Consider the following 25,993-nt stretch of genomic DNA (forward strand, 5'->3'; position numbering starts at 1 on the left):
TAATACAATTTTATGAGTGATTACAAAGCCACACTGAACCTTCCAGAAACTGCGTTTCCTATGCGCGGTAACCTTGCTCAGCGCGAGCCGAAAATGCTTAAAGACTGGCAGGAAAAAGGGGTATACAGCAAAATTCGTGAAGCGAAAATAGGCAAAAAGCCATTTATTCTTCACGATGGCCCTCCTTATGCAAATGGCGATATTCACATTGGTCACGCGGTTAACAAAATTCTCAAAGATATTATTGTAAAGTCGAAAAACCTTTCTGACTTCGATTCTCCGTACGTTCCTGGATGGGACTGTCACGGTTTGCCGATTGAATTGATGGTAGAAAAGAAAGTTGGTAAGCCAGGTAAGAAAGTTACTGCGGCTGAATTTCGCCAGAAGTGTCGCGAATACGCACAAAAGCAAATTGACGGCCAAATGGCTGACTTTAAACGCTTAGGTGTGTTTGGTGAATGGGATAACCCATACAAAACGATGGACTTCAAATCTGAAGCCGACATCATTCGTGCATTAAGTAAAATTGTAGACTCTGGTCACTTAGAAAAGGGCTTCAAACCTGTTCACTGGTGTACAGATTGTGGTTCAGCACTTGCTGAAGCAGAAGTTGAATACAAAGACAAAGTATCACCGGCAATCGACGTTAAGTTCCCAGTGGCTGATGTGGCCGCTATCGCAGAAGCGTTTGGCGTATCTGAAGGTGATTTAACCTCACATAAAGCAGGTGTTGTTATCTGGACCACCACTCCCTGGACACTGCCGGCCAACCGTGCAATCAGCTTACACCCAGAGCTTACCTATGCAATTGTTGAAGTTCAGCCTTCAAACGAATGGCTAGTGGTAGCGCAGGACCTGCTTGAAAGCTGCATGAGCCGCTACGGCGTTGAGGAATTCCGCGAAGTGGCAACCTGTACTGGTGCTGCGCTTGATAAGCTTAAGGTTAATCACCCATTCTTAGATCTTGAAGTACCGTTAATTCTAGGCGACCACGTTACAACTGATTCTGGTACAGGTTGTGTACACACAGCGCCAGCTCATGGTGTTGACGATTTTAACGTGGGCAAGCAATACGATATCGAAGTGTACAATCCGGTAGGTAACAATGGCGTGTACCTCGAAAACACACCGCTGTTTGCAGGTCAGTTTGTATTTAAAGCCAACGATGAAATTATCGAAACGGTTAAAGAGAAGGGCAACCTTGTCCTAAACGTAAAATACGAGCACAGCTACCCGCATTGCTGGCGCCACAAAACGCCAATTATTTTCCGCGCTACGCCTCAGTGGTTTGTAAGCATGGATAAAAAAGGCCTTCGCGCTGAATCACTTGAACAAATTAAGCAAACCAAGTGGATCCCAGATTGGGGCCAAAACCGCATTGAGAAAATGGTTGAAGGTCGTCCAGATTGGTGTATCTCTCGTCAACGTACGTGGGGCGTGCCTATTCCTTTGTATGTGCACAAACTTACCGGTGAAATCCACCCAGAGTCTGCGGCGTTAATGGAAAAGGTGGCACAAGAAGTAGAAGCTAAAGGCATTCAAGCGTGGTGGGATCTTGATGATGCAGCCCTGCTTGGTAGCGAATTAGACAACTATGAAAAAGTGACCGATACCTTAGACGTTTGGTTTGACTCGGGTGTAACGCATTACTTCGTTGTCGATCGTCGCGATGACATTCCGGCCTCTGCCGATTTATATCTTGAAGGTTCTGACCAGCATCGCGGTTGGTTTATGTCTTCGCTTATGTCATCAACTGCCATGCACGGTCACGCGCCTTATAAAGAAGTGCTAACACACGGCTTTACGGTAGATGCCCACGGCAGAAAAATGTCGAAGTCGGTAGGTAACGTTGTGGCACCTCAGGAAGTGACTAACAAATTAGGCGCAGACATCCTTCGTCTATGGGTAGCATCTACTGACTATCGCGGCGAGATTGCGGTATCGGATGAAATCTTAAAGCGTGCTGCAGATGGCTACCGCCGCGTACGTAACACTGCACGCTTCTTGCTAGCGAACCTGAACGGTTTCTCGGTTGAAGATGCGGTTGCAGAAGAAAATATGGTCGCGCTTGACCGCTGGATTGTTGCTCGTGCTAAGGCACTTCAAGAAGAGCTTATCGAAGCGTATGACAACTACGACTTGCTGGTAGTGTCACAGAAGCTTACGCACTTCTGCTCAATTGAGCTGGGCTCATTCTATTTAGACGTGATTAAAGACCGCCAGTACACCGCTAAAGCAGATGGGTTAGCCCGTCGTTCATGCCAAACGGCCATGTATCATATCATTGAAGCATTGGTTCGCTGGATGGCGCCTATTACCAGCTTTACTGCTCAAGAAATCTGGGAAACGCTACCAGGTGAGCGCAGCGAGTTTGTATTCACTGAAACCTGGTACGAAGGGTTTAATAACTTCACGCAAAGCGATACGTTTAACGATGCCCTATGGCATCAAGTGCTAAGCGTAAAAGATGCCGCAAACCAGGCCATGGAACAGGCGCGTAAAGATGGCGAGCTAGGAGGCTCACTAGAAGCGAGTATTTCGCTTTATGCTACCGAGTCATTGTACAACGTACTCGCAAAGCTTGAAGACGAGCTACGCTTCGTACTTATTACATCAGGCGTTACGCTAACGAAAGTTGACGGTGCACCGTCTGATACGAAAGCCACAGACGTAGAAGGTTTATGGTTGAGCGTTAATAAAGCAAGCGGTGAAAAGTGTGTTCGCTGCTGGCATCACCGTGAAGATGTGGGCTCACATGAAGGCCACGAAGAGCTTTGTGGTCGCTGTGTGACAAACATTGACGGTGACGGAGAAGAACGCCACTATGCTTAAGCTTTTTCGCGAAACAGGCTTGCGTTTTTTGTGGATAAGCGCAATTGCGTTTATCCTCGACCAATGGAGTAAGTACACGGTTATCGACAGTATGTCCTTGTATCAGTCGATACAGGTATTGCCGTTTTTTAACTTTACTTACGTACACAATTACGGCGCCGCATTTAGCTTTTTAGAAAATGCAGGTGGCTGGCAGCGCTGGTTCTTTACTGCCATTGCTGTTGTAGTAAGTGTAGTGATTTTGTGGTGGCTGAAGCAGTCACCCCGTTCGCAAAAAATGCTGCCCGTTGCGTTTGCCTTTATTCTAGGTGGTGCACTAGGTAACGTTTACGACCGTTTAGTCCATGGTTATGTCATCGACTTTTTAGATTTTTACGTAAACAATTACCACTGGCCAGCGTTTAACATTGCCGACAGCGCAATATTTATAGGCGCAGCCTTACTTATTATCGACATGTTTAAAAATGGCGACAAAAAAAGTGAAGGGAACGGTGCAGACGCGCGAGCCAGTGCCGCGGACAATAGCGAAACCATTAAGTAGTATTCGGAAAGGTTATGACAGACTCATTGATAATTGGTGCTGATAACGAAGTTATTCTTCACTTTGATTTAAAGCTAGAAGATGGCTCTGCCGCTGACAGTACTCGTGTAAACAACAAACCTGCCAAAATGGTGATGGGTGACGGTAGCCTTACGCCGAATTTTGAAGCGTGTTTACTTGGGCTTAAAAAAGGTGACAAAAAGTCATTTAAATTAGGCCCTGAAGATGCATTCGGCCAGTCTGATCCGAATAATATTCACTATATGGATAGAAGCCGCTTTGGTGCAGATTTGCAAGTTGAGGAAGGCATGATTTTAGCGTTTGCTCAGCCTGACGGTTCAGAGATTCCGGGGATTATTCGAAGTGCTGCTGGAGACTCTGTTACGGTAGACTTCAATCACCCGCTAGCAGGGCAAACGGTTATCTTTGACGTTGAAATTATTGATGTTAAACCTGGCGTGTCAGCACAAGGTGGAAACTAGTTATGCAAATTCATTTAGCTAACCCTCGTGGTTTCTGCGCGGGCGTTGATAGAGCTATCACCATCGTTGAACGCGCGCTTGAAATGTTCGAGCCGCCCATCTATGTACGCCACGAAGTGGTACACAATAAATTTGTGGTAGATGGGCTACGTGAGCGTGGTGCGCTATTTGTTGATGAGCTTCACGAAGTACCAGACGACAGCATAGTAATATTTTCTGCCCATGGCGTATCGCAAGCGGTAAGAAAAGAAGCGGAAAATCGCGGTTTAAAGGTCTTTGATGCCACGTGCCCCTTAGTGACGAAAGTACATATGGAAGTTACCCGCGCTAGCAAAACGGGCACTGAATGTATCTTGATTGGTCATGCTGGTCACCCTGAAGTAGAGGGCACCATGGGGCAGTACAGCAATGAAGATGGCGGTATTTATTTAGTTGAATCTGAAGCTGATGTGGCAACGCTTGAAGTTAAAGATCCGACCAACCTTTATTATTGCAGCCAAACTACGCTGTCTGTTGATGATACCGCCGATGTTATTGATGCACTTCGCGCTAAGTTCCCCAAAATCAATGGTCCGAGAAAAGACGACATTTGCTATGCCACGCAGAATCGCCAAGACGCGGTGCGCGACCTAGCCCAAGATTGTCAGGTATTACTGGTTGTTGGTGCACAGAATAGCTCAAACTCGAACCGTCTTCGCGAGTTGGCTGAAAAAATTGGCGCAAAAGCGTATTTGATTGCTGACGCTAATTGCATTCAAGAGGAATGGCTAGAAGGTGTAGAGCATATTGGCGTTACTGCAGGCGCGTCTGCACCGGAAGTGTTAGTGCAAGGTGTGGTAAACAAGCTCAAAGCGTGGGGTGCTGTTTCAGCTTCTGAGCGTGCTGGACGCGAAGAGAATGTGGAATTTGCTGTACCTAAAGAGCTGCGTGTTAAACAGGTCGTTTAATTTATCCGCACTATCAAAATAAAAAAACACCGCACTTAGTTGCGGTGTTTTTTTATGCTTTTGTCTACTGGAAATTCAACAAGTTGCGAATGGATAATAATACCTTTAGAACTGGGTATTTTAACATGAACAGGCTACACGGTTCGGCTTTAAGGTAGCACCTTTTATGCCGTAAACGTACATCGTAAAGCGGTGTTATAGCACGCTAACCATTTAGAGCCTGCTACTTTAAAGATAAAGTGGTTGAACAGTCTGCCTTGTACTTGCTTGCTAGAACAGGTCACAGAAAATTATACGTTTTAATAACCATTGATACCCAGTGTTATACGCTTTTGTCTTACTATACTACATTGGTGATAACACCAATTTGAATGTTAGGTATATGGCAAAAAAAGATGATTGCTGAAAAGGTGATAATGAAGCGAGTGAAGGGAAGTCATATTCGCGCACAACGCGGTGCAGGTCTTATAGAGATTTTAATCACCTTATTTATATTAGCTGTGGGCTTACTGGGTGTTGCTGCGCTCCAGTTTACGGGCTCTTTTGCCAATAAAGACGCAATAAGCCGAACTCAGGCCGAGATGGTGGCAGCACAAGTTGCAGAACGATTGAGAGCCGCCGCTCGCCCAGCAACAGTGGGAGACGGCATGGTAGTCAACAATGCGTACTTCTCTAGCGATACCTATAATTTTGCCACGTTAAGTTGTTCTGGCTCGTCTCACCCTTATCACTGCTACTGTCTGGCAAGGCCGGCAGGGATCCCAAATTGCGAAGGCCAGGCCTGTACTGAAGCACAGATGGCTGAGTACGATGGCTGGGCGCTATCGTGCTCAGCAGTACAAACCAATCCTCAAACTAAAGTGTCGGTATCGTGTGACGACAACAATACGGCAGATATTTACAGCTGTAGTGCAGGTTCTCGTGTAGAAGTGTTGTTGACGTGGCCTGTCGCTTCTTCGGGAAATCAGACCTATACCCTTAATGCGCGATGTAACGAATCTGAAGGTGACAGTAACGCATGTGTGTTTAAGGACATTACATTATGAATGCACGTCGCCACCGCCCACAGCAGGGTTTCTCCCTTGTCGAGTTAATGATTACGTTAACGCTGGGGTTAGTGATATCAGGCGCGATTATTCAAGTGCTCGTCAGTAGTAGCGTGACGAATAAGCTCAATCAAGCCGTGGCTCAAGTACAAGAGTCAGGCCGCTTTATCATGGCTCGCCTCTCAGCAGAATTCTATGAAGTCGGCCGTTATGATCAGATAGTCGCGGATGTGGATACATCCGTTGATATCGTTGCCGAAGCGGCCTATGTGGAAAATCACCCCATCGCTGTAGCAGGGGATTTCGCTACCAACGCGACACTAGGCAGTATACAAACCTCTAGTGGCGGCAGTGATAAGCTGGTTGTGAGCCTACTAAGTGACGAAGATTGTACTGGAAACCAGCACGGCTATGGCGGTCTAGAGTTTCACGTTGTTAATCACTACTTTGTAAGCGGCAGTACACTTAAGTGCACAGGATATGATGGTCGGGTACTTCGTGGCCTAAAGGTGCAGACAGTATCGCCCCTTACCGTAACATTGCTCGATAACGTCGAAAGTTTCCAAGTGCAGTTCGGCGTTTCAAGCAGCATTACCAATTCTCAAGGGCAAGCTGTTTCGTATGTAACCGCAGATGAAATTGAAGATTTAAGAGCGCTTAATCAACAAGTTGTGTCACTGCGCTGGGCGCTAATGCTTAAAAGCTATCAAAATGAAGTGAGACAAACACAGTCTCAGAAATATGCGCTGTTAAACGAAGCATCTAAAACGATGGACACGGCCCATTATTATCAAGTGTTCTCAAAAACGTTGGCACTTCGAAATATGAAAAATTTTGTCAGGAGTTCGCGATGAAACAACAAGGCTTAGTGATGGTATTCGCACTTCTTGTGTTGCTTTCAATCACTGTTTTAGGGGTAAGCGCGGTAACCAGTAGCTTGTCTCAGTCTAAAATGGCAGTGTCTATGCAGCAAAGTGGTTTGGCTTTTGATGCTGCTGAAGCAGCGATCGCGGGCGTTTTCTTTGAATCTGAAGATGAAACCCTACTTACCGACCCGAATAAGACAGACCCGCTCTCGGAAGCTCGGCAGGGTAACGTGTTTGACCCTGAAGCAGATTCAATGAGCTGTTTCGATGACGGGGAGTGGACTGACAGATACATGACTGAAGGCGGCCTTGCTGTTGGTGACAGACATGTGGTGGATGGCACGTATCAAAGTGAGGCCTCGTCAAAGAGTTGGTCGCGCACTGCCTTTATCAGAGAGCAGGCTTGTCGAGGCTCGAGTAACGTGATTGGTGGAAGCAACGTCAATTGCCATGTATTCATTATCAGAGGATGTGGGAAAGTGGCGGGTAAATCTTCTGTTGTGGCGAACAGCTTGGCTGCCTCTGTATTTGGCCCTGCGTCTCAATAGGTATTAATATGAAGAAACTCTCGACTTACCTTGCCTCTATTACACTATTTAGCTGTATCGGTTTCTCTGCGTTTGGTGACGACCTCGATATTTACCTAGGCAACGCAAATAACGCCGTAACCTATAACCCGAATGTGCTGTTTATCATGGACTCATCGGGAAGTATGGGATCGTACGATAACACCAGCCAAACTCGAATGTTGCGCGTACAGAATGCACTAAAAGAAGCGCTCGGTTCGGCGACCAATATTAACGCAGGTTTGATGCGTTTTTCGGATTACGGTGGCCCAATCCTCTATCCGGTTCGCAATATAGATGAAGCGGTAAGACCTGAAATTATCATTTCAACCAACGACGACGATCACGACGCACATGAAATAGACGGTAGCGTTACCACTGACAGCAATGACCTTGTATTAAGCAGCGGTACCCAAACCGTAACCTCTGGTCTGCGTTTTACCGAGTTAAACATACCTCAAGGCGCGACAATCGTTAATGCCAGTATTAGGTTTACTTCAGAAAAATTCAATGTGGCGGGTACATCACTTGTTATATCAGCTGAAGCATCGGCATCAAGTACAGCCTTTGCTTCGTCTTCGAACAATTTGAGTGCGCGAACGAAGACCGCGGCTAACGTTGAGTGGGCAACCGACAATAGCTTTCCCGCCTCAGGCGAGGTGATAACCACACCTGACATAAGTGCAGTCATTCAAGAAGTCGTCGATTTATCGGCATGGTGTGGCGGCAAGAACCTTAATATTTTAATAGAAGGCTCTAGCACCGATTCAGCAAGCTCTCGTGAGGTAAGAGCCAGTGACGTAGGCCAAAGTGGTGCGCCACAGTTGGTGGTAACTTATGATGACTCTACCGCTACGGGCTGTGTTCAAGGCGAAGCAATTTATCAAGTAGCCAGTTCACGAGATAACTTGGAAGAGAACGTAAACGGCTACCCGAATACCGGTAGTGAACTGACCTTCCACCCATCTTACAATGATTACATAGGCGTTCGATTTCGCAATGTGAACATTCCTCAAGGGGCTGTAGTAACAGAAGCGTATCTTGAGTTTACTGCTTACAGTACGGTGACCTATGGTAACCCGAGTATGCGTATTAGGGGCGTAGCTGATGATGATGCGTCTGATTTTCATCCAGACCGTCGTAACCGCTTACGAAATTTGCCTAAAACATCGGGTATTACTTGGTCCATGCCTGATTTTTACAACAATTATACCTACCGTACGCCTGACGTGAGCAACATTGTTAAGCAAATTGTTGATCGTTCAGGGTGGCAGTCAGGTAACGATATGGCATTTGTTCTTGATGATTTTGTGTCGTACCGCGGTGCGCATACGTATAACAACTCGCCATCTAAAGCACCGAAGCTTATTGTGAAGTTTAACGGCTCGGCGACACCTGGCGCTTCAGCAACGGTCCGTGAACATTTGATCAGCAAAATAGATGAGCTTAGCGCCAACGGTCTAACCCCTATAGTAGACACATTGTTGGAAGCGGCTAACTATTATGGCGGTAGAGACGTAGATTATGGGCGAAAACGTGGGGAAAGTGACGTTAGCAGCTCTGTGCGAAGAAGTACTCGTGTGAGCCACAGAAGCTCTTATATAGGTGCAGATTCAATTTTGCCTTCGGGCTGCTCGGAAGACAACTTGTCAGACAGCGACTGTATCACTGAGCAGATCCCAACACCGGCAAGTTACATTTCGCCAGTGTCTGACCTACAGTGCCAAACGAACAACCACATTGTTTTGTTGTCCGACGGTGAAGCGAACAACAACCACAGTGTTTTGAAAATTCAGACGTTACTTGGTAAAAGCTGTACCGGAAGTAGCGGTGAGAAGTGCGGCCTAGATTTAGTGAGAAATATCAGTGAAGCGTCAACGTCAGTAATAGGCCCAAGGGTTATTACACACACCATCGGGTTTGCGGCGAACAATAACGCCAACAACTTCCTTAATCAGCTTGCTTTGCAAAGTGGTGGTGGTTTCTATCAGGCAGATAACAGTACGGATTTGCTCGAGGCGTTTAATACTATTTTGCGTTCTGTAAAAGATATTAATGCAACCTTTGTGTCGCCTGGTGTGGCGGTTAACCAGCTAAACCGTCTAACCCATAGAGATGAATTATACTTCGCATTGTTTAAGCCGAGCGAAGGGGCGATTTGGCCTGGGAACCTTAAACGTTATCGCTTAAGTGGTGATGAAATTCTCGATAAAAACAGCCTAAATGCGGTGGATAGCGTTACGGGATTCTTCGCTGAAAATGCACACAGCTATTGGTCAACCCTTGCTGACGGCAGCGAGGTGAGTGAAGGTGGAGCAGCCAGTCGCTTGGGCGGGAACCGAAATATATACGTGTTCAATGATACGGGTAGCATTGTAAGAAGTGCCAATGAATTACACGAAAACAATACGAATATAACGAATGCTGACCTTGCCATTCAGGATGAAACTGACGCGAATGCACTAAGAGATGCCATCTTAAAGTGGACTCGAGGCGTGGACGTAAAAGACAGTAACGGCGATGGAAGTACAACTGACTATCGCTCTCAAATGGGCGATCCCATTCACTCTCAGCCTATAATTGTTAACTACGGTACTGACGACTCGGCCATTTTTGTCGCCACCAACCAAGGAATGTTGCATTCATTCGACACTTCAACAGGCGAAGAGAACTTTGCCATCATGCCTAAAACATTGCTGCAGAATCTACATCATTTTTATAAAGACACATCATCGCTAGAGCACAAATATGGCTTAGATGGTGACATGATTCTAAGAACAGTTGGAGACAACAAGTACCTTTATGTTGGTATGCGCAGGGGGGGACGCAATTATTATGTCTTTGATGTGACGCAAAAGGCCTCACCCACGCTGAAATTCAAAATTGAAGGCGGGGCGGGGACGCTGGCAAAGTTGGGCCAGACGTGGTCGAGACCAACAATCACTAAAGTGAACATGGGCGGACAAGTTAAAAATGTCATGATTGTTGGCGGTGGCTACGATGACGCACAAGATGATCGTGCTATCCGAGCAAATGATGTCGTTGGCAATGCTGTGTTTATGTTCGACGCTGATACTGGCAGCCTCTTGTGGCATGCAAGTAATGAAGATGCGGATTTAAACTTAACGAATATGACATACAGCGTTCCAGGGCGAATTTCAGTTATTGATAGGGATAACGATGGGTTTGCGGACCATATGTATGTGGCCGATATGGGCGGCCAGTTGTTTAGGTTAGACATCTATAATGGAAATTCAGGTACGAATTTTATAAAAGGTGCGCGCATTGCTGACTTCGGTGGCGACACAGCTGAAACCAACCGACATTTCTACTATGGGCCAGACGTAACAGAGATAGCGCTAGGCGATGAGTTGTATTATGGCATAGCCCTTGGCAGTGGATGGCGTGCATCTCCGCTAGATACCGTAGTTGAAGACAACTTTTATATGCTTAAAGACAGCGGCGTATTTAACCGTGATGTAAATGGGAATTACACATTTATGCAAACGGTTTATGAGAGTGGAATGTACAACGCCACGAGTCATGCCTTAAATAGTAGTGACGAGGGGGAGCGCGAGTTGGCTTCACAGGACTTTGCTAACAAGGCTGGGTGGTATTTGAATTTAACCACTAACGGTGAAAAGGTACTGTCTTCTCCGCTAATTATCGATTACAAGGTGTTCTTTACGACCTATGTTCCGGCGGTGAGTAGTACCAGTGCATGTGCTCCGCCCACGGGTAATAGTCGCGCTTATTTAGTCAGTATGTTTAATGGCAACGCCGTCACAGATGTAAATAATGACGGAGAAGTTAACGACGCTGACCGTTCAGCAGAATTAAAACAAACTGGCATCGCACCAGAGACCAAAATTCTTATAGAAGATATTGTGAGTCCAGTGGTTTGCTTGGGTACTGAATGTGTCTCAGCAGTGATTGACGTTGATGAAGATGGCAACGACGAGGCATGTACTAACGCATTTGAGTGTTTAGCTGAAAATATTTACGGAAGATTCGAGCGAATTCAGCGTGGTAGTTGGCACTCAGAAACAGAGAGGGAATAATTGTGAAGCATAAAAAAACAGAGAGCGGATTTTCATTAATTGAGCTTATGATAGTTGTGGCGATAGTGGGCATTATTGCCGCCATTGCATACCCTTCTTACCAAGGTGTTATTGCCGATGGATACCGCGGCACAGGGCAGGCTGACTTGTTGGGGTTCGCATCTGCAATGGAACGTCATCACAGTGGTTCTTTCAGTTATGAAGGTGCGGCAAGTGGTGGCGCAAACACCGGCGCGCCAGCCGTTTTTTCTACTTATTCTCCGTCTTCTGAGCCCCAAGCAAATCGCCGTTATAATTTAACTATACAAGCGGCCAGCGCAACAGCTTATGAGTTGAGGGCAACGCCAGTCAGCGGCACAGGTCAAGCATCAGATGGCACGTTGTTTTACTTCAGTGATGGGAGAAAGGGTTGGGATAAAAATAACAATGGATCCCTTGAGTCCGATGAATATTGCTGGTCATGCTAATTATTAATACTGGTAGATATTCGTTAAGCGATTAATGCCACAGGTCGTTTTGACGCCTTAAAAAACGTGGCGTTGATGTGCTATTGGGCTGAAATTACCAGTAATGACGGTTCACCAAATATTGCGATGTCATCCCAACGTTGGTCAACCGGGTCGTTAACCAAGGCGAGTCGGTCCGAATTCAATGAGCCATTGTGCTCAGCGTTTTCATCCAAAGTCACTTGAAAGAGAAGCCTAGAATCAATGCGAGTGGCAAGTAGATAGGTGGTAGTGCTTGTTAAAATAAGCAGTGCCAGCAACACTTCAATTAAAATACTTCCTGTATTTTTCAATTTAGGCATCTTTGAGGATCCTCTATTTCTGGTTTTTCGTTTACCTAATATTCAGCTCAATCGTTTGTTGAGTTATTCCTATACCATGAACCGGGGATAGGGATAATTTTAGCGAGTGTAGTGTGCGATTGAAGGTTTTTTAGCACCGCGGTGGACGGTGTTAATGGCCCATCAAGATTCGTGTTCAAGGGGTGGTTGGAAACGTACGCGCCTTTTATAGATGCCTCAGGTGAAACATGCAAAGTGTGCGTATATGGCGTGGTGGAAAGCATAACTATCAAACCATGGAATTGCGTATCAGCGTGAAGTGAAAGGTCGCCATCCACTATCAGTAGCATTAAAGGCTGGTTTTCGTCTGAGTGTGCTATATCTTCGTTATCCAATTGGCAATCTCCCTCTATCCAGAAAATACTGGCAGGCGGAAGGTTCACACAATCCTGTTTAGCAACGCTTTGAGGAAAATACGTCGCACTCAGGTGCTCTATGCTTCGATTAAACAGCCATTCGGTAAGCTGATTGTCCCATGATAATTGTTGAGTTGAAGTAGGTAGCCTTAACAGTGACGGATAGCGCAGAAATTTAGCTGTAAAAATCGTATTACTTTCGTCTTGGGAAACCCGCACGTCAAAGTGTTGCAAAGACTGCTGTTCTTCACCAACTAAATCGGTCTGCTCAATAAGTATCGTTGCATTGGATGTGTCTATCCTATTCAACGTTTGCGAGACCGAATGACTTCGTAACAACGTGGCGATTTCTTTGACTTGCTGCATGTGTGTAACATGCGCCTTCTCGGTATCCCGCTTTGTCTTTTCAATCGTATAAAATTGTTGAACCTGCTGTGATGTACTTATAGCTGAGAAGGTAATAGCGCTTAATAATATGGCCACAATTCCCAACACGGCGATGCCTTGCTGAAAACGAAGCGGTGCAGTATGGCGTGTAGGTACAACCCCTCCATGGCTTGTTCTAAACTCAGTTTTTCTGTTGCCTCTTTGAGGGCACTGCATTTCGGTATTATTAGTAGGCATTGACAGCCTCAACTATGAACGTTCTGGCGCTTTTGACGGTAGGATCAACTTTACTGTGCAACTCTATTTCAATTTCATAGGCACTTCCCCAGCTACTGCTGTTCCTTCGGTTAACCGTGAATTTGGTGGCAACGGTAGTTTGCGTATCGGTTAAGTCGTACCAACCGCTTTGTATACAGGAATGTCCTGCTACTCGGTACTCGATGGCATTGTCGTGCAATCGGTATCCAAAAAACTCCCCCTGAGCCTGCGATACCACGCCGTCCTTGTTCTTATCATAAGAAAAGGTAACACAGCTATTTTCAGGTTCATTTGCGCGGTGGCCAGTGGTTATTTCGAATACCGTATTTTCGATTGTGGTCGCACCGAAAGGTGATAGGGTGTTAGGGGAGTAAACAAAACCCGCTTTGCTTAGGTGTTGTGTAATTGTACTTTGTAGCGCACGTATGTCGTCTTCTACGCTGGTAGCGTGTTGAATTGATGAGTGTGCAATGTGCGACCGCGCCGCTTGAGTTGCAACGGCTGAAATCACTATACTTGCCAAGCCACAGGCCACCAGCAGTTCGGTGAGACTATATCCACAATACGGCTTGATTGCGCCACGACGCATTACATGTTTTAGCATGGCGCTATTCCAGAAATAGACTGAACGCTACATAGCTTTATTCGCCCCAATGTATTAATAACTAACTTTGCCCTGAAGCGCTGGCTTGAAAGCGTTAGCGTCGTATTACTGGCAAAATTGAGGGTACCGTTTTTATTGAACGCGACAATCTTGTCCTCATTATTGGTTGTGCTCAATTCTGTATTCCACCGCGAAGGCAGTGACAAGAAACTCGACTCAGTCAAGGCGCAGCTTTGGCGGGTGGCGCAAGAGCACGAGTCTTCTTCGCTCACGAGTACACAGCTATTGTGTTCAATTTGCGCAATCAGGAACATGTTCTTTTTGTTTATTAGTGCTTTCATTCTCGCCTGTTTTGCGAGTGAGGCTATTCCGGTGGCAGCATGTTTAAAGGCATTTCGCTCATTCCATGCATCAAATGAAGGAATAGCAATTAGCGATAGGAGACTGATTACTGCCAGTACAACTAGCATTTCTAAAAGCGTAAACCCATTCAATCTCCGTTGTGGAATGCTTAGCTTGTTGTTGGATGTGTAAGCGTGAAAAGCCATGCGTAAGTCCAGTTACCCTGCTTAATTCATATTGGTAATCTCAATGTACTGAAATTCAATTAGAGAGATAGCTGTACCATGGAAGGGAATTATAAAGCGTACATACAACATCATCTGACTGAAGGGTTTTCGCTTGTAGAAATACTGGTTGCAACGGCTATAGCAGGCATATTGTGCGTTGCGACTACGTCGGCAATTACCGCTAGCAAACAACTAAGTCAGCTCAACAAGGTCAAAGCGTACCTTCTGTCTGCCCAAGCAATTCAGTCGCGAAGTTGGTTACTTACAGGCGAGTACGTAACGCACGATGCGTTGCCACCCTCTGGAATAGCCAGCGTACGCATCTCACAAACCATCAGCGACACGGGAATGTATGAAATTAGTGCTACACTGACATCTAGAGCATCTACGGACAGCTGTAGAGTAATAAAAATACGTGAAGACGCACTGACGCCCACAGAATGTTGGTAAGAAAATGCTCGAAACTTAACGATACGAAAAGTGAACGGTTAGCTACAGCTTAACTCATTACCTTCTAGGTCTTCTTTTTTGCCGTTGTCATCACTGTCTACGGCAACAGATATTCTTCCGTAAAGCGATAATAAAAGTGCTGACGCATAGTTTGCATCGTTGTTATTGGGACATAAAGTGATGGTTGCGGCGCGGTCTATTCCGCCTTGCTCGTCGAAGACAAGGCTGCCGGTTATACCGGAGATGGTATTGGCATTACTTAGTGGATCGCTTGCTACAATTAAGACCTCACTATTATCCCGGCTGCCGTTTCCATTTGCATCTATAAACACCATTTTTGCATTGCGCCAACTCGACGTGCAGGCTGTATAGTTTTGCGTAGGGCACAGCACTACGTTGGTTTGTTCGTCTACCGCAGAAAAGCGAGCGCGTTGAACCACTGCACTTAAATTGTTTAAGTCAGAGGTAATTCTATTCTTGATTACGATATTTTGAATGCCAGGCGCAACTGTGGTGAGAATAATGGCAAGAATAGCGACGGCAACAAGCATTTCTAGAAGGGTTAATCCTTGCTGTCTCGACATTATGGATAGTCGTGCTGTAAGCCTAGTGTTTGTCATAAACGGTATTCGATTCCACGCGTTGCTATAAAGAGAAACAGGCGGGTTTGCTTTTGCGCCGCCTTTCTCCAATGTAATGTTGTAGCGCCATAATTTTACGCTACTTACTCATATTTTAGGGTAAACTAATTTGAGTTGGCAAAGGTATGTTTTACCGCGCAACCGCATATTTGGCCATACGCCTTACGTTTAATGGCTTGTCGTTCTGCTGTGCTTGAATCTCAACTTAATAATAAATAAATTGCTGACCTTAAGTGCTGCACAACTGCAATACCAGAAGAGTAAATCCAAATAGATGCGCGGATACCACTAACATCTGCGGTCAGATTGTCGTAGAATCAAGTTCCAGGACGCCCCAAAAATACGTGGATATAATGATGCAAAAACAAGCAGTTATTGATGAAATGAAAGTGCTGCCTGAAATTGACGTAGAGTACGAAGTCGCACGTCGAGTCTCGTTCATAAAAAAGCAGTTACTTACTTCTGGTTTAAATTCGCTGGTACTGGGTATTAGTGGCGGCATTGATTCATGCACATTGGGTCGGTTAGCTCAATTAGCAGTAAATGAATTAAACGATGAGCACCACGAAAAATACCAATTTATCGCGGTTCGTTTACCTTATGATACCCAAGCCGATGAAGACGATGCACAGAAATCTATCGACTTTATCCAGCCCTCTCATTCTCTTGCAGTGAATGTAAAACCTGGCGCAGATGCTATTCATGCGTCTACTTCACAAGCGCTTGCCAGTGCTAACCTTCTTCCCGACAATGAAGCGAAACAAGACTTTGTGAAAGGAAATGTTAAAGCACGTACTCGTATGGTTATCCAGTATGAAATTGCTGGGATGGTTGATGGCCTCGTTTTAGGTACCGATCATTCGGCTGAAAATATTACAGGGTTTTATACCAAGTATGGTGATGGTGCCTGTGACCTTGCGCCGTTGTTTGGTCTCAGTAAGCGCCAAGTACGTGCAGTGGCAGCCCATTTGGGTGCACCACATAACGTCATCACTAAAGCGCCAACTGCTGACTTGGAAAGCCTGTCTCCGCAAAAAGCCGATGAGCAAGCATTGGGCATGTCTTACGACCAAATTGATGACTTTTTGGAAGGAAAGTCAGTTTCTGCGGAAGTGGAAGAGAAATTGCTCTATATTTATGAGCGTACACAGCATAAACGTGTGCCAATTCCAACAATTTACGATGAGTTGTAGTCATGAAAAAAATTGAAGCTATCATTAAACCGTTCAAAATGGACGATGTTAGGGAAGCGCTAGCTGAAGTCGGTATCGCAGGGATGACAGTGTCAGAAGTGAAAGGGTTTGGTCGTCAAAAAGGCCATACTGAACTTTATCGCGGTGCTGAGTACCAAGTTGACTTCCTACCCAAGATCAAAATTGAGCTTGTATTGGACGATGACCGCGTTGAGCAAGCGGTTGAAGCTATTCAAACGTCAGCTAAGACAGGCAAAATTGGCGACGGTAAAATCTTCGTTTACAACGTTGAGACCGCCGTACGAATTCGTACCGGTGAACAAAACGAAGACGCGATTTAATTAAATGGTGTTTATTAAAAAAAGGAGCCAATGGCTCCTTTTTTAATATATTAAGTATTTATTAAAGCTTAATAGCAACGTGACTTAGTGGTCGTGACCACAACCGCCTTCACTGTGTACATGACCGTGCTCAAGCTCTTCTTTCGTTGCTTCTCGTACGTCAACAACAGTTACGTCAAAAGTTAGCGGAATACCGGCAAGAGGGTGGTTACCGTCAACAACAACCTCTTCGTCAGTTGTTTCAATGATAATGACCGATTGCTCACCTTGTGGCGTCGTTGCGCGAAAAGACATACCCACTTCAACATCCATACCGTCAAACATTGAGCGTGGTACAGTTTGTACAAGTTCGTCAGCACGTTCACCGTAAGCTTTTTCAGGGTTTACTGAAACGTTGAAGCTATCTTCCTTCGATTTACCAATAAGTGCATCTTCTAGTCCTTCAATTAAGAAGCGACGGCCTAGTAGTACTACTAGTGGCGATTTCCCTTCTGAAGAGTCTAGCGTTGTGCCGTCTTCGGTAGATACGGTGTAGTGTAGCGTTACAACGCTGTCAGAAGTAATTGTCATAACAAATCCTATCTTGGCCCTTTAATAAAGGGCAATAAATGTAATGCAGTAAAAACTGCTTATCGACGTTTTTTCACAATATTGCTAGCTTTCTGCTCAATACTGTACGGCAAAGTATTAGGGTAACAGGTAATGGCGTTATTATCAGCCAATCTGTGTAAATCTTCGCTGGTGGTATCGTTGTTTAGCACTGCAATAAACCAGGTTTCATTATCAAGCGATGCAACATTGAGTATTTTGCCCGCTATACGCCAATTTTCGCCCAACTGCTTTTCTAATGCATCGCCAGGTTTAACATTTACGTTACCTTCAAGCTTAAAGCTGTAGGCGGCGCGTTTGTTTTTACCCAGAAAGCGGGTTCGCGCAACCACCTCTTGCCCCATATAGCAGCCTTTATCAAAGTCGATACCGTTGAGCGCCTGCACATTAATCATCTGGGGCACGTATTCCGCCACTGCGTCGCCTTGCACTAAAGCGTGTACGCTTTGAATTTGTATAGCGTCAAACACGGTTTGGGGATAGCAAGAAAGGGTTTGCGCCTCTATTAACGAATTTATTTGCTTTGCGCCATTATCATCTAAAAGAACAATAATTCCTTTGCAGCTAGTATTGGCAAAATAGGCGACGCCGTGTTCGCTCTCGACCTTTTTAAGAGAACCATTGTCAGGAGTATCGCTCTCAAGAAGGCGTTCCACTTCGTTTTCGGAGAAAAGCTGGCTTAACGCTGCCTTTACTTCGTTAGTTTTCACTGCATCAAGCGAAATAAAATAAGCGCTGTATGTTTGTGTGTCGTCGAGAATATCAACCTTAGAGAACACACCATACTTATTAAGCTGTGCTAATGAATGACTACCCGCATCTTCATTGGTAACCAACAATAATTTGTTTTGGTGGCGAGTTACGTACCCGGTAGACCACGTTTTGCCTTTATTATCACAATGGGCGAAATGCCTGGCAGTATTCTCGGTTAGCTTATTAATGTTGACCGTAATTTGCCCTTGCAGGTAACTGTCGGCCTGTTCTCCTTCCAAAGAAATTATCATGGCATTTGAAAGCTTGACCACAAATTCACTTGGAAGACTTTGTAATGATGCGATAGATGTCATATTCACCACTGTAAAATTCGCTGTATGTACTCAAGGTATGGTAAAACCACCAATATTCAAGGGCAATACATGGGAATGTGCGCAGATTAAGTTCTATTTAGTTTGCCTATCTGGCCAAAAGAGCAGTGATCCCCACGCATAGGGCATGGTATTATTGTTAGCGAATAAAAAACGGTATGAAAGACATATGTTTGAACCAAAAAGATTAGCGCGATTAAAGTGGGCGTGTCGCAGAGGCATGCTAGAATTAGACGTACTTTTACTTCCTTTCGTGGAAGAAGCCTTCGATTCTTTAAGTTATGAAGATCAAGAAACATTTGAACGTTTACTTACCAGTGATGACCCTGATTTGTTTGCATGGATCATGGGACACCAAAAGTGCGAAGACCCTGAACTAGCCGCCATGGTGGCGACTATCGTCAACCGTGTCAAAGTATAGAATTTGCATTACGCACAATAGGTTTAGAAGGTTATTTGGGGAAGTATGCGTTGCTGTTTGTCTTTTCGCAGCATTGTGCAGCCTTCCTCAATACTTGTGGTCTTGGCTGAGCTTCTCAAAATTGATAGCGCTTGTTGCTGTTGCAACCACGTTAGTTATTTTCTGGCGTCTTTATGACGCGTTTAGTAACAAAATTTCTGCTACTCAATACGCTCTCTCTTTGACCAGCGATGGTATTATCCGGGTTGTTGACGACAGCACGCTCCCACTGGATTTGCAAAGCATGCCAAAAGGTAGCTTGTTAGTTGATGCTCAGGTCGACGGCACATCAATGAACATTCATCATTCTTCCCAGCTCTTTACTTGGGGGCTGTGTATCAATGTGCTGCGCCAAAAACGCAGATGGTTTGAAAAAGATCATAGCCATCTCGCTTGGATCTTAAAAGGTGAGTGCTGCGAAGCAGACTATCGCCGGTTGGCTAGAGCCATTATCTTGGCCCGAAAAGCAACGCCTTAAAGGAATTAAAAAGATGTTTCGTGAGTATACCAAAGCGTTATTTAAACGCGTTGACGCCAGGCAGCTTATGCAGTTTAAACCGCCTACGTTGCCTCAGCGCATCTATACCAAAACGCTCTATGTCGACGATGTGCACTACGCTTCTTTTTGTCAGGAAGTTGACTGGCCGGCAAATGAGCATGCCCATCCACTTTATTTGCAGATGCTTTCCTTACCATTGCAAATGCAGTGTTTGCTGGACAAACAAAGCCCATTTCCATTGCTTGGCCTTATCCACGCTGCGAACAAAGTATCGGTTATAGACCATTGCGATTTAAGCGAACCCTTTGAATGTCGCGTGCGCTTTCACGATGTGAGACCGCATAACCGAGGTTGGGAAGTGGATGTGATGTTAGAAGCGCTGCAGGCAGGGAACCTGGTTTACAGGGCGATAAGTAGTTACTTAGTGAAGGTGAAAGCCGTTCATGTAGCTCCACTTGGTGCTAAAAATGACTTACATGACGATTGTGAATTAGAGAATAGGGCGCTCATCGGCGAAATTAGTGCTTCGGCTAATACAGGTCGCCGCTATGCAAAGCTTTCTGGCGACTATAACCCAATCCACTTGTCTGCAATATCTGCCAAAGCATTTGGGTTTAAACAGCCTATAGCGCACGGCATGTGGACATTGTCACGCGCTGTGTCGGCGTTTGTAAGTCATCAAGACTTCAGACAATCTATGAGCGTAAAAGAAGTAAACTGCCGCTTTAGAAAACCCGTGTTTTTGCCCTGTGACATTCATATTCAACAACACTGTAAAACAGATAATAGTGTGCTAATAGACGTTACCGATAGTAATGACAGCCTTGTGCACTTATCGGCTAGTTTAGTGTTTAATCAGGCCTGAATTAACGTTTAATCAGGTGCAGATAAGCAAAAGATAAGCGGGAGATAACCTAAGGTTATAACAATCCGCATAGATCATTGCTCACTCAGAGGCGCTGGCAAGTTTCCTAGCAAAGCGTGTGAACTTGAAAGGGAACAGACTGGTATAATACTGTGGACGGTGAAAAGAGAGCATGCTGTGATGCTCTCTTTTTGTTTGACGTGTTTTATTGAGCGCTAAATGATGCTGTGTGAATGTATTGTCCAGTTATTAAAGAAGGCGCATTAACATTAGCGCCTTCTTTAGACTGATACAGATCTTACTTTATGCACTAGTCGGCATCGGCGAAGCTGTCTTGAGTAATTAGCGAGCCAACGTCGGCGCCTGACAGCTGTTTTCTGGGAATAAGTATTGTAGGAACGGGGTTGTCTAACTGTTCAGGGTAGTCCAAATTAAAGTGTAACCCTCTGCTTTCCTTTCGCTCCATCGCACATCGCACAATGAGTTCTGCAACCGTAACAAGGTTTCGAAGCTCTAGCAGGTTATTACTTACCCTGAAGTGAGAGTAATACTCAGTAATCTCTTGCTCTAATAGCTTAATGCGGCGCATGGCCCGTTCAAGGCGCTTATCCGTGCGTACAATACCTACGTAATCCCACATAAACAGCCTAAGTTCGTGCCAGTTATGTTGAATGATGACTTCTTCGTCAGAGTTAGACACTTGGCTCTCATCCCAAGGCGCAATAGACTCTTCACAGTCTGCACTGGGAAGATTTTTAATAATATCTTCCGCTGCAGCGCTGGCAAAAACCACACACTCAAGTAAAGAGTTAGATGCCATGCGGTTGGCGCCATGCAGACCTGTGTAGGCAACTTCACCGATTGCGTATACATTATTCAAATCGGTTTTGGCATTAAAGTCGGTCATCACTCCGCCGCAGCTGTAGTGCGCAGCAGGCACGACTGGGATAGGTTCACGGGTTATATCGATACCAAGCGAGCGGCACTTACGATAAATATTAGGGAAGTGCTTAACGATAAAGTCAGCAGGCTTATGACTGATATCCAAATACATGCAGTCAGCGCCCAATCGCTTCATTTCATAGTCGATTGCGCGAGCGACTACGTCGCGCGGCGCAAGATCGCCACGCTCATCAAATTTGTGCATAAAGCGGGTACCGTCGGCGTGGCATAGGTTTGCGCCTTCGCCGCGCAGCGCTTCTGTAATCAAAAAGTTACGTGCCTGCGGGTGGAATAAGCAAGTCGGATGAAATTGATTGAATTCCATATTGGCCACGCGACAACCCGCTCGCCATGCCATGGCAATGCCGTCACCGCTCGACACATCGGGGTTCGATGTATACTGGTATACCTTGCTACCACCGCCAGTCGCTAGCGCAACGAAAGGGGCGCGAATTACTTCAACGTGCTCTTGTTGTCTATTCCAAACATAAGCACCCACCACGCTGTTCTTTTCTTCCTTTGAAGGAATGAGATCAATGGCGTTATAGCGCTCAAATATGTGAATGTTTGGATGGGTCGATACCGCGTCGTTTAATGTAATTTGAAGCGCTTCGCCTGTGGCATCTGCAGCGTGAAGAATTCGCCGGTGGCTGTGTCCGCCCTCACGGGTAAGGTGAAAGCGCTCCTCACCAGATTCACTTTTTTCTGTATCAAATGGTACACCGTAACTGATAAGCCACTCAAGTGACGCCTTTGCTCGTTCTGCAGTAAATCTTACGGCTGGCTCTTCGCAAAGCCCAGCACCTGCAGCAAGCGTGTCTTTTACGTGTGCGTCTATGGAGTCTTGTTCATCGAATACTGCGGCAATACCACCTTGTGCATAGCGGGTAGAGCCTTCATTGCGGTCACTTTTACTAAGTACAATAACCTGACAATGGTCGGCAAGCTTAAGCGCTAAGCTCAATCCTGCCGCGCCACTCCCAATAATCAATACGTCACAACGGTGTTCTATTGCATTTGATGTGGAAGTTAGTGAAGACGATACAGATTTCATGTATTTTTATATCAATTCAAACGAGCAAAGGTTCGGCAAGTCTAAAGGATGAGTAGCAAAACACAATCATTCTTGCCCCCTGGCCTAAGCATTTTTTAAAATATTTAATGCTTTTACAGAACTTTTGTAAAAAGAACGCGTCTATACACATGCTTGTTAGAGCTATTGTGTAGTTGAAGTAGGGAGTAATGGCTCGAATGAGCGAGCAGATAACCGACCAACAACTGGTCGAAAAAGTACAGCGTGGCGATAAAAATGCGTTCAACTTGTTGGTAACTCGTTATCAACATAAAGTGATGCATCTCGTTTCTCGCTATGTGAAAAATACCGGTGACGTTGCCGATGTAACGCAAGAAGCGTTTATCAAAGCATACCGTGCCTTACCTAATTTTCGTGGCGACAGTGCATTTTATACTTGGCTTTATCGCATTGCGGTAAACAGTGCCAAGAACTATCTTGTATCTCAAGGTCGCAAGCCGCCTGCAAGCGATGTCGATGCTGACGAAGCAGATTTCTACGAGGGTAGTGATGCATTAAAAGAGCAATCTACACCCGAGCGAAGCCTGTTATCTGAGGAAATTGAAGAAACCCTGTTTAAGGTAGTTGAGAAGCTGCCGGACGATTTACGTATGGCGATAACGCTGCGTGAAATTGAAGGGTTGAGCTATGAAGAAATCGCGAACGTAATGTCGTGTCCTGTGGGTACGGTGAGATCCCGTATTTTTAGGGCTCGCGAGGCGATTGATAAAGTTATTCAACCGTTGTTAGAAAATTAAAAAGAAATAAAATCAAAAAAAGATGAACTTTCTTTTTTCCACGATGACTAACAGCTGTGTTAGGGTAGTTAACGATCACTTTGATCTGGAAATGAATATATGACGCAACAGCAAGAAAAATTGTCCGCATTCATGGATGGTGAGATAGAAGGCAATGACATCATCGATGCGATTAAGCAAGATGAAGCGCTTCAGGCCAAATGGCAACGTTACCATGTGTATCGCGGTGCAATGCGAAAAGAAGCAAGTGTTGCTCCACAGTTGGACATCACCGCAAGCGTAGCAGCTGCGCTTGAAAACGAGCCAGCTATAGTCGCACCTAAACGCTCGCGCTGGCAGTCGATACCATTGATTGGCAATGTTGTTCCTTTTGCGAAGCAGTCAGGCCAGTTTGCAGTAGCCGCGTCGGTGGCAGTGGCAGTTATCTTTGGTGTTCAATACACTAATCAAGAAGCGCCTACCGAGCCATTTATGACAGCGCCAACGATTGCTCCTCAAGGTGGATTGTCTCCAGTGAGTTTGGAACAAACCAGAACGTTACCACGTAACGACATGAATGAAATGCTTGAGAAGAAGCGCAAAATTAATGCATTGATTGCTGATCATGAGCAGCAAATAAAGCTTAAGCAAGCGCAAGAGGACGAGGGTGAAAGCGAAACAAGTGGAACAGAGCGCCCATAAGTTATCGCAGCCAGTCAACATTAGTTGGAATGTGCTTTCGCAAGTAAATTGCGACTGACATACATTTCATATTTTAATCATACCAGCATATACTGCTGGTATGTTTGTTTTAAGGCAGGAAAAAATGCGCTGTAGTTCTATCCTTGCACTTTTTTTCATTTCGGGCGCGGCTATTCAGCCCACTATTGCCCAAACTACTTCGCTGAGCGAAGAAACGAAAGCTCCTATTGCCCCAGTCCAAAACGTGAATGATGGCGACGTTGAATTAGACGCTAACTCAGAATCAAACACGAGAGCTGGCCGACTAGATGAAGCTGATCAAGAAGAAGCAGTGCGAGAAGACGTGATTCAAGAGCAACTTGAACAAAGTCGAAGCGAGCAAAATGCATCTGCTTCTCGCACACGAGAGCCTCAATCGGCCAATCAGTGGCTAGCTGAACTTCAAAACATTATAACCAATGCCAATTTCCAAGTGTCTTTTGTGCAAACTATTGCAGGAAAGGAAACCGTTCCATATTTATGGCGCCACGGGATAATGGAAGATGGCTCTGAATTAGAGCAGTTAAATCTTCAAAATGGACCAGGCCGCGAGCTTATTCGTGTGAACGATGTGGTGAGTGTATTTGAGCCAGATGTACAACCCTATAGCTTGCGTTCAAAGCATATCAACGGTCCAATACCAAGTGTATTATTGTATCATCCTGAACAGCTTGCCGAAGCCTATGAGTTCGTCGCTGTGGGAAGAGCGCGGGTGGCAGGACGTTCAGCGCAACAAATTCGAATAGTCAGCCGAGATAACACGCGATTTGGTTATCAACTGTGGCTGGATGAGTCGTCTGGTATGTTGCTCAAACTGAACATGCTTGATTTGCAAGGGGCGCTATTAGAGCAGATTCAGGTCACGGCCTTTGCGATATCGCCAGAGCCTGCTGATTATTTCTCACGAATTAATTCTGCGTCGTTACCCGCGCCCATGGCGCTGAGCAACACGCCAAATCGTGCACACAAATGGGATGTCACCTATTTGCCGGCTGGCATGCGAGAAATAAAGCAAGATACAAGACGATTGGCCTTAACAGGTCAGATTGTAGAATATAAACTCTTTTCAGATGGATTGGTTGACGTATCTGTGTACGTTCAGCCTGCGGAAGATGCGTTAGGTGAAACGCTGGCGCTGCGCAATGAAGTGAGTACGTTCTTAACGTTAACAGACGGCAAAGCCCAGGTGACAGTGGTGGGAGAAATACCTTTGCAAACCGCTAACGCTATTGCTACGTCTTTACGCCCCGTCAGCAGTGTAAGTGAATAACCGCGCAATTGAGTAACAATGATAAGAGAAACCGCCACCGTAGTTGCCGTTAATGGGGATACGGTCACCGTAGAAGCAGCGATTAAATCGACCTGTAACGCATGCCAAGCACAAAGTGATTGTGGTACCGGCGTTATTTCTCGTGCGCTTGCACCGAAAACGCAGCAGTTGACGCTGCGCACTCCCATGCCTGTGCGGGTTGGCCAAGAAGTGACTGTAGGCATACCGGAAGCAGGTATTTTAAGTGCATCGGCTTGGTTGTATTTACTACCGCTCATAGCGTTTATCGGGGCATATTCGGTGTCGATATCATTACTTAGTAGTAACGGCTTTACTCACGAGTTATGGGCCATGCTGCCAAGTGGGTTAGTAACCTTCTTTACCTATAAGTTAATTGCTTACAAGTTGCGTCGTGTAGAACGTACGAAATATCAACCTGTCCTATTGGGTCAACAAGATCACAGTGCAGTAGAACATTGATTTTTTGAAGGGCTTTACGCTGCTCAATGGTTTAATACGAGACTGTTCCATACGAGGCCGTTTTATACGAGGCCAATTTATACGAGATTATAGTGTTAACTCACGCTCATCAATGTAGCCAAGTTTTGAGATAGGCCGAGGAAGTCACGTCAGATTGCCACTTCCATTCGTTATGTTTCTTGAAAGTAATAAATTTTCCACCACGCCAATTCGCTTTTCGCGCAAGAAATGGGTAAAATCCGCACG

Annotated in this window: 27 protein-coding genes; 19 read left to right on the plus strand and 8 right to left on the minus strand. The window is 45.5% G+C overall.

Annotation, left to right across the window (positions count from 1 at the left end):
- Positions 1 to 12: 12 nt before the first annotated feature.
- The 9 genes from ileS to WA381_RS05470 all read left to right on the plus strand — a co-directional run bounded on the left by ileS (position 13) and on the right by WA381_RS05470 (position 11,808).
- A complete protein-coding gene (ileS, locus tag WA381_RS05430; RefSeq protein ID WP_156086653.1) occupies positions 13 to 2,832 on the plus strand; it encodes an isoleucine--tRNA ligase in 2,820 nt (939 codons plus the stop codon).
- Positions 2,825 to 3,373, plus strand: coding sequence for a signal peptidase II (gene lspA, locus WA381_RS05435; protein WP_014977012.1), 549 nt, complete (start codon positions 2,825 to 2,827; stop codon positions 3,371 to 3,373). Before ileS ends, lspA begins: the two co-directional genes overlap by 8 nt.
- A gap of 14 nt (positions 3,374 to 3,387) precedes the next feature.
- Complete coding sequence (gene fkpB / locus WA381_RS05440; RefSeq protein ID WP_014950129.1) at positions 3,388 to 3,855, plus strand: FKBP-type peptidyl-prolyl cis-trans isomerase; 468 nt, start codon at positions 3,388 to 3,390, stop codon at positions 3,853 to 3,855.
- 2 nt (positions 3,856 to 3,857) lie between these two features.
- Positions 3,858 to 4,802: a 4-hydroxy-3-methylbut-2-enyl diphosphate reductase gene (ispH, locus tag WA381_RS05445; RefSeq protein ID WP_014977011.1), complete on the plus strand. Its 945-nt coding sequence runs from the start codon at positions 3,858 to 3,860 to the stop codon at positions 4,800 to 4,802.
- A 395-nt stretch (positions 4,803 to 5,197) separates the two neighbouring features.
- Complete coding sequence (locus WA381_RS05450) at positions 5,198 to 5,848, plus strand: pilus assembly protein PilV (protein ID WP_080590400.1); 651 nt, start codon at positions 5,198 to 5,200, stop codon at positions 5,846 to 5,848.
- Positions 5,845 to 6,702 (plus strand): PilW family protein, encoded by an 858-nt coding sequence (locus WA381_RS05455; protein WP_014950126.1) that lies wholly within the window; start codon positions 5,845 to 5,847, stop codon positions 6,700 to 6,702. The genes WA381_RS05450 and WA381_RS05455 overlap by 4 nt, the downstream gene beginning before the upstream one ends.
- Complete coding sequence (locus tag WA381_RS05460) at positions 6,699 to 7,262, plus strand: PilX N-terminal domain-containing pilus assembly protein (RefSeq protein ID WP_014950125.1); 564 nt, start codon at positions 6,699 to 6,701, stop codon at positions 7,260 to 7,262. Before WA381_RS05455 ends, WA381_RS05460 begins: the two co-directional genes overlap by 4 nt.
- An 8-nt stretch (positions 7,263 to 7,270) precedes the next feature.
- Positions 7,271 to 11,341: a PilC/PilY family type IV pilus protein gene (locus tag WA381_RS05465; protein WP_156086652.1), complete on the plus strand. Its 4,071-nt coding sequence runs from the start codon at positions 7,271 to 7,273 to the stop codon at positions 11,339 to 11,341.
- A 2-nt stretch (positions 11,342 to 11,343) separates the two neighbouring features.
- Positions 11,344 to 11,808, plus strand: a complete 465-nt coding sequence (locus WA381_RS05470; protein ID WP_014950123.1) for a type IV pilin protein — start codon at positions 11,344 to 11,346, stop codon at positions 11,806 to 11,808.
- A gap of 80 nt (positions 11,809 to 11,888) precedes the next feature.
- Here WA381_RS05470 and WA381_RS05475 read toward each other — a convergent pair whose 3' ends face one another.
- Genes WA381_RS05475 through WA381_RS05490 form a run of 4 tightly spaced genes read right to left on the minus strand, consistent with a single transcriptional unit; the run spans position 11,889 to position 14,341 of the window.
- Complete coding sequence (locus WA381_RS05475; protein ID WP_039228309.1) at positions 11,889 to 12,149, minus strand: hypothetical protein; 261 nt, start codon at positions 12,147 to 12,149, stop codon at positions 11,889 to 11,891.
- A 47-nt stretch (positions 12,150 to 12,196) separates the two neighbouring features.
- On the minus strand, positions 12,197 to 13,168 hold the full coding sequence (locus WA381_RS05480; protein WP_156086651.1) for a hypothetical protein: 972 nt from the start codon (positions 13,166 to 13,168) through the stop codon (positions 12,197 to 12,199).
- Positions 13,158 to 13,793, minus strand: coding sequence for a hypothetical protein (locus WA381_RS05485; RefSeq protein WP_061486154.1), 636 nt, complete (start codon positions 13,791 to 13,793; stop codon positions 13,158 to 13,160). The genes WA381_RS05480 and WA381_RS05485 overlap by 11 nt, the downstream gene beginning before the upstream one ends.
- Entirely contained in the window at positions 13,787 to 14,341 is a 555-nt protein-coding gene (locus tag WA381_RS05490) for a prepilin-type N-terminal cleavage/methylation domain-containing protein (protein WP_061486153.1), read from the minus strand. The genes WA381_RS05485 and WA381_RS05490 overlap by 7 nt, the downstream gene beginning before the upstream one ends.
- Positions 14,342 to 14,419: 78 nt before the next feature.
- Here WA381_RS05490 and WA381_RS05495 point away from each other — a divergent pair, with 78 nt between their 5' ends.
- A complete protein-coding gene (locus tag WA381_RS05495; RefSeq protein WP_014977002.1) occupies positions 14,420 to 14,812 on the plus strand; it encodes a type IV pilin protein in 393 nt (130 codons plus the stop codon).
- Between the two features lie 38 nt (positions 14,813 to 14,850).
- On the opposite strand, the gene WA381_RS05500 is transcribed toward WA381_RS05495, so the two are convergent.
- Positions 14,851 to 15,396 carry a GspH/FimT family pseudopilin gene (locus WA381_RS05500; protein WP_069944613.1) on the minus strand — a complete coding sequence of 182 codons (546 nt, stop codon included), beginning with the start codon at positions 15,394 to 15,396 and terminating at the stop codon, positions 14,851 to 14,853.
- 413 nt (positions 15,397 to 15,809) lie between these two features.
- On the opposite strand from WA381_RS05500, the gene nadE reads away from it, so the two are divergent.
- Positions 15,810 to 16,646: an ammonia-dependent NAD(+) synthetase gene (gene nadE / locus WA381_RS05505; protein WP_101566620.1), complete on the plus strand. Its 837-nt coding sequence runs from the start codon at positions 15,810 to 15,812 to the stop codon at positions 16,644 to 16,646.
- A 2-nt stretch (positions 16,647 to 16,648) separates the two neighbouring features.
- On the plus strand, positions 16,649 to 16,987 hold the full coding sequence (locus WA381_RS05510) for a P-II family nitrogen regulator (RefSeq protein ID WP_014950115.1): 339 nt from the start codon (positions 16,649 to 16,651) through the stop codon (positions 16,985 to 16,987).
- Between the two features lie 84 nt (positions 16,988 to 17,071).
- Here the strand turns inward: WA381_RS05510 and WA381_RS05515 are convergent, their stop codons facing one another.
- A complete protein-coding gene (locus WA381_RS05515) occupies positions 17,072 to 17,557 on the minus strand; it encodes an FKBP-type peptidyl-prolyl cis-trans isomerase (RefSeq protein ID WP_014950114.1) in 486 nt (161 codons plus the stop codon).
- A gap of 59 nt (positions 17,558 to 17,616) precedes the next feature.
- A complete protein-coding gene (gene ygfZ / locus WA381_RS05520; RefSeq protein WP_156086650.1) occupies positions 17,617 to 18,663 on the minus strand; it encodes a CAF17-like 4Fe-4S cluster assembly/insertion protein YgfZ in 1,047 nt (348 codons plus the stop codon).
- A gap of 187 nt (positions 18,664 to 18,850) precedes the next feature.
- Between ygfZ and WA381_RS05525 the strand changes: the two genes are divergently transcribed.
- From WA381_RS05525 to WA381_RS05535, 3 genes are all read left to right on the plus strand, one after another.
- A complete protein-coding gene (locus tag WA381_RS05525; RefSeq protein WP_014950112.1) occupies positions 18,851 to 19,102 on the plus strand; it encodes an FAD assembly factor SdhE in 252 nt (83 codons plus the stop codon).
- A gap of 121 nt (positions 19,103 to 19,223) precedes the next feature.
- Positions 19,224 to 19,619: a hypothetical protein gene (locus WA381_RS05530; RefSeq protein ID WP_014950111.1), complete on the plus strand. Its 396-nt coding sequence runs from the start codon at positions 19,224 to 19,226 to the stop codon at positions 19,617 to 19,619.
- A gap of 13 nt (positions 19,620 to 19,632) precedes the next feature.
- On the plus strand, positions 19,633 to 20,505 hold the full coding sequence (locus tag WA381_RS05535; RefSeq protein ID WP_156086649.1) for a MaoC family dehydratase: 873 nt from the start codon (positions 19,633 to 19,635) through the stop codon (positions 20,503 to 20,505).
- A 310-nt stretch (positions 20,506 to 20,815) separates the two neighbouring features.
- Here the strand turns inward: WA381_RS05535 and nadB are convergent, their stop codons facing one another.
- Positions 20,816 to 22,501, minus strand: a complete 1,686-nt coding sequence (gene nadB / locus WA381_RS05540; protein ID WP_014976996.1) for an L-aspartate oxidase — start codon at positions 22,499 to 22,501, stop codon at positions 20,816 to 20,818.
- A 197-nt stretch (positions 22,502 to 22,698) separates the two neighbouring features.
- On the opposite strand from nadB, the gene rpoE reads away from it, so the two are divergent.
- The 4 genes from rpoE to WA381_RS05560 all read left to right on the plus strand — a co-directional run bounded on the left by rpoE (position 22,699) and on the right by WA381_RS05560 (position 25,747).
- Positions 22,699 to 23,277: an RNA polymerase sigma factor RpoE gene (gene rpoE, locus WA381_RS05545; protein WP_012518957.1), complete on the plus strand. Its 579-nt coding sequence runs from the start codon at positions 22,699 to 22,701 to the stop codon at positions 23,275 to 23,277.
- 99 nt (positions 23,278 to 23,376) lie between these two features.
- Complete coding sequence (locus WA381_RS05550) at positions 23,377 to 23,958, plus strand: sigma-E factor negative regulatory protein (RefSeq protein ID WP_156086648.1); 582 nt, start codon at positions 23,377 to 23,379, stop codon at positions 23,956 to 23,958.
- A 124-nt stretch (positions 23,959 to 24,082) separates the two neighbouring features.
- On the plus strand, positions 24,083 to 25,267 hold the full coding sequence (locus WA381_RS05555; protein WP_014950107.1) for a MucB/RseB C-terminal domain-containing protein: 1,185 nt from the start codon (positions 24,083 to 24,085) through the stop codon (positions 25,265 to 25,267).
- Between the two features lie 18 nt (positions 25,268 to 25,285).
- Positions 25,286 to 25,747: a SoxR reducing system RseC family protein gene (locus tag WA381_RS05560; RefSeq protein WP_131137719.1), complete on the plus strand. Its 462-nt coding sequence runs from the start codon at positions 25,286 to 25,288 to the stop codon at positions 25,745 to 25,747.
- The last annotated feature ends 246 nt before the right edge of the window (positions 25,748 to 25,993 follow it).

Source organism: Alteromonas sp. CH_MED4-4 (assembly GCF_037029575.1).
GTDB lineage: Bacteria > Pseudomonadota > Gammaproteobacteria > Enterobacterales > Alteromonadaceae > Alteromonas > Alteromonas macleodii.

What these genes read in the sequence shown, in the direction of transcription:
- ileS (WP_156086653.1), top strand. Translation starts at nt 13, where the DNA reads ATGAGTGATTACAAAGCCACACTGAACCTTCCAGAAACTGCGTTTCCT.
- lspA (WP_014977012.1), top strand. Translation starts at nt 2,825, where the DNA reads ATGCTTAAGCTTTTTCGCGAAACAGGCTTGCGTTTTTTGTGGATAAGC.
- fkpB (WP_014950129.1), top strand. Translation starts at nt 3,388, where the DNA reads ATGACAGACTCATTGATAATTGGTGCTGATAACGAAGTTATTCTTCAC.
- ispH (WP_014977011.1), top strand. Translation starts at nt 3,858, where the DNA reads ATGCAAATTCATTTAGCTAACCCTCGTGGTTTCTGCGCGGGCGTTGAT.
- WA381_RS05450 (WP_080590400.1), top strand. Translation starts at nt 5,198, where the DNA reads ATGATTGCTGAAAAGGTGATAATGAAGCGAGTGAAGGGAAGTCATATT.
- WA381_RS05455 (WP_014950126.1), top strand. Translation starts at nt 5,845, where the DNA reads ATGAATGCACGTCGCCACCGCCCACAGCAGGGTTTCTCCCTTGTCGAG.
- WA381_RS05460 (WP_014950125.1), top strand. Translation starts at nt 6,699, where the DNA reads ATGAAACAACAAGGCTTAGTGATGGTATTCGCACTTCTTGTGTTGCTT.
- WA381_RS05465 (WP_156086652.1), top strand. Translation starts at nt 7,271, where the DNA reads ATGAAGAAACTCTCGACTTACCTTGCCTCTATTACACTATTTAGCTGT.
- WA381_RS05475 (WP_039228309.1), bottom strand. Translation starts at nt 12,149, where the DNA reads ATGCCTAAATTGAAAAATACAGGAAGTATTTTAATTGAAGTGTTGCTG.
- WA381_RS05480 (WP_156086651.1), bottom strand. Translation starts at nt 13,168, where the DNA reads ATGCCTACTAATAATACCGAAATGCAGTGCCCTCAAAGAGGCAACAGA.
- WA381_RS05485 (WP_061486154.1), bottom strand. Translation starts at nt 13,793, where the DNA reads ATGCTAAAACATGTAATGCGTCGTGGCGCAATCAAGCCGTATTGTGGA.
- WA381_RS05490 (WP_061486153.1), bottom strand. Translation starts at nt 14,341, where the DNA reads ATGGCTTTTCACGCTTACACATCCAACAACAAGCTAAGCATTCCACAA.
- WA381_RS05495 (WP_014977002.1), top strand. Translation starts at nt 14,420, where the DNA reads ATGGAAGGGAATTATAAAGCGTACATACAACATCATCTGACTGAAGGG.
- WA381_RS05500 (WP_069944613.1), bottom strand. Translation starts at nt 15,396, where the DNA reads ATGTCGAGACAGCAAGGATTAACCCTTCTAGAAATGCTTGTTGCCGTC.
- nadE (WP_101566620.1), top strand. Translation starts at nt 15,810, where the DNA reads ATGCAAAAACAAGCAGTTATTGATGAAATGAAAGTGCTGCCTGAAATT.
- WA381_RS05510 (WP_014950115.1), top strand. Translation starts at nt 16,649, where the DNA reads ATGAAAAAAATTGAAGCTATCATTAAACCGTTCAAAATGGACGATGTT.
- WA381_RS05515 (WP_014950114.1), bottom strand. Translation starts at nt 17,557, where the DNA reads ATGACAATTACTTCTGACAGCGTTGTAACGCTACACTACACCGTATCT.
- ygfZ (WP_156086650.1), bottom strand. Translation starts at nt 18,663, where the DNA reads ATGACATCTATCGCATCATTACAAAGTCTTCCAAGTGAATTTGTGGTC.
- WA381_RS05525 (WP_014950112.1), top strand. Translation starts at nt 18,851, where the DNA reads ATGTTTGAACCAAAAAGATTAGCGCGATTAAAGTGGGCGTGTCGCAGA.
- WA381_RS05535 (WP_156086649.1), top strand. Translation starts at nt 19,633, where the DNA reads ATGTTTCGTGAGTATACCAAAGCGTTATTTAAACGCGTTGACGCCAGG.
- nadB (WP_014976996.1), bottom strand. Translation starts at nt 22,501, where the DNA reads ATGAAATCTGTATCGTCTTCACTAACTTCCACATCAAATGCAATAGAA.
- rpoE (WP_012518957.1), top strand. Translation starts at nt 22,699, where the DNA reads ATGAGCGAGCAGATAACCGACCAACAACTGGTCGAAAAAGTACAGCGT.
- WA381_RS05550 (WP_156086648.1), top strand. Translation starts at nt 23,377, where the DNA reads ATGACGCAACAGCAAGAAAAATTGTCCGCATTCATGGATGGTGAGATA.
- WA381_RS05555 (WP_014950107.1), top strand. Translation starts at nt 24,083, where the DNA reads ATGCGCTGTAGTTCTATCCTTGCACTTTTTTTCATTTCGGGCGCGGCT.
- WA381_RS05560 (WP_131137719.1), top strand. Translation starts at nt 25,286, where the DNA reads ATGATAAGAGAAACCGCCACCGTAGTTGCCGTTAATGGGGATACGGTC.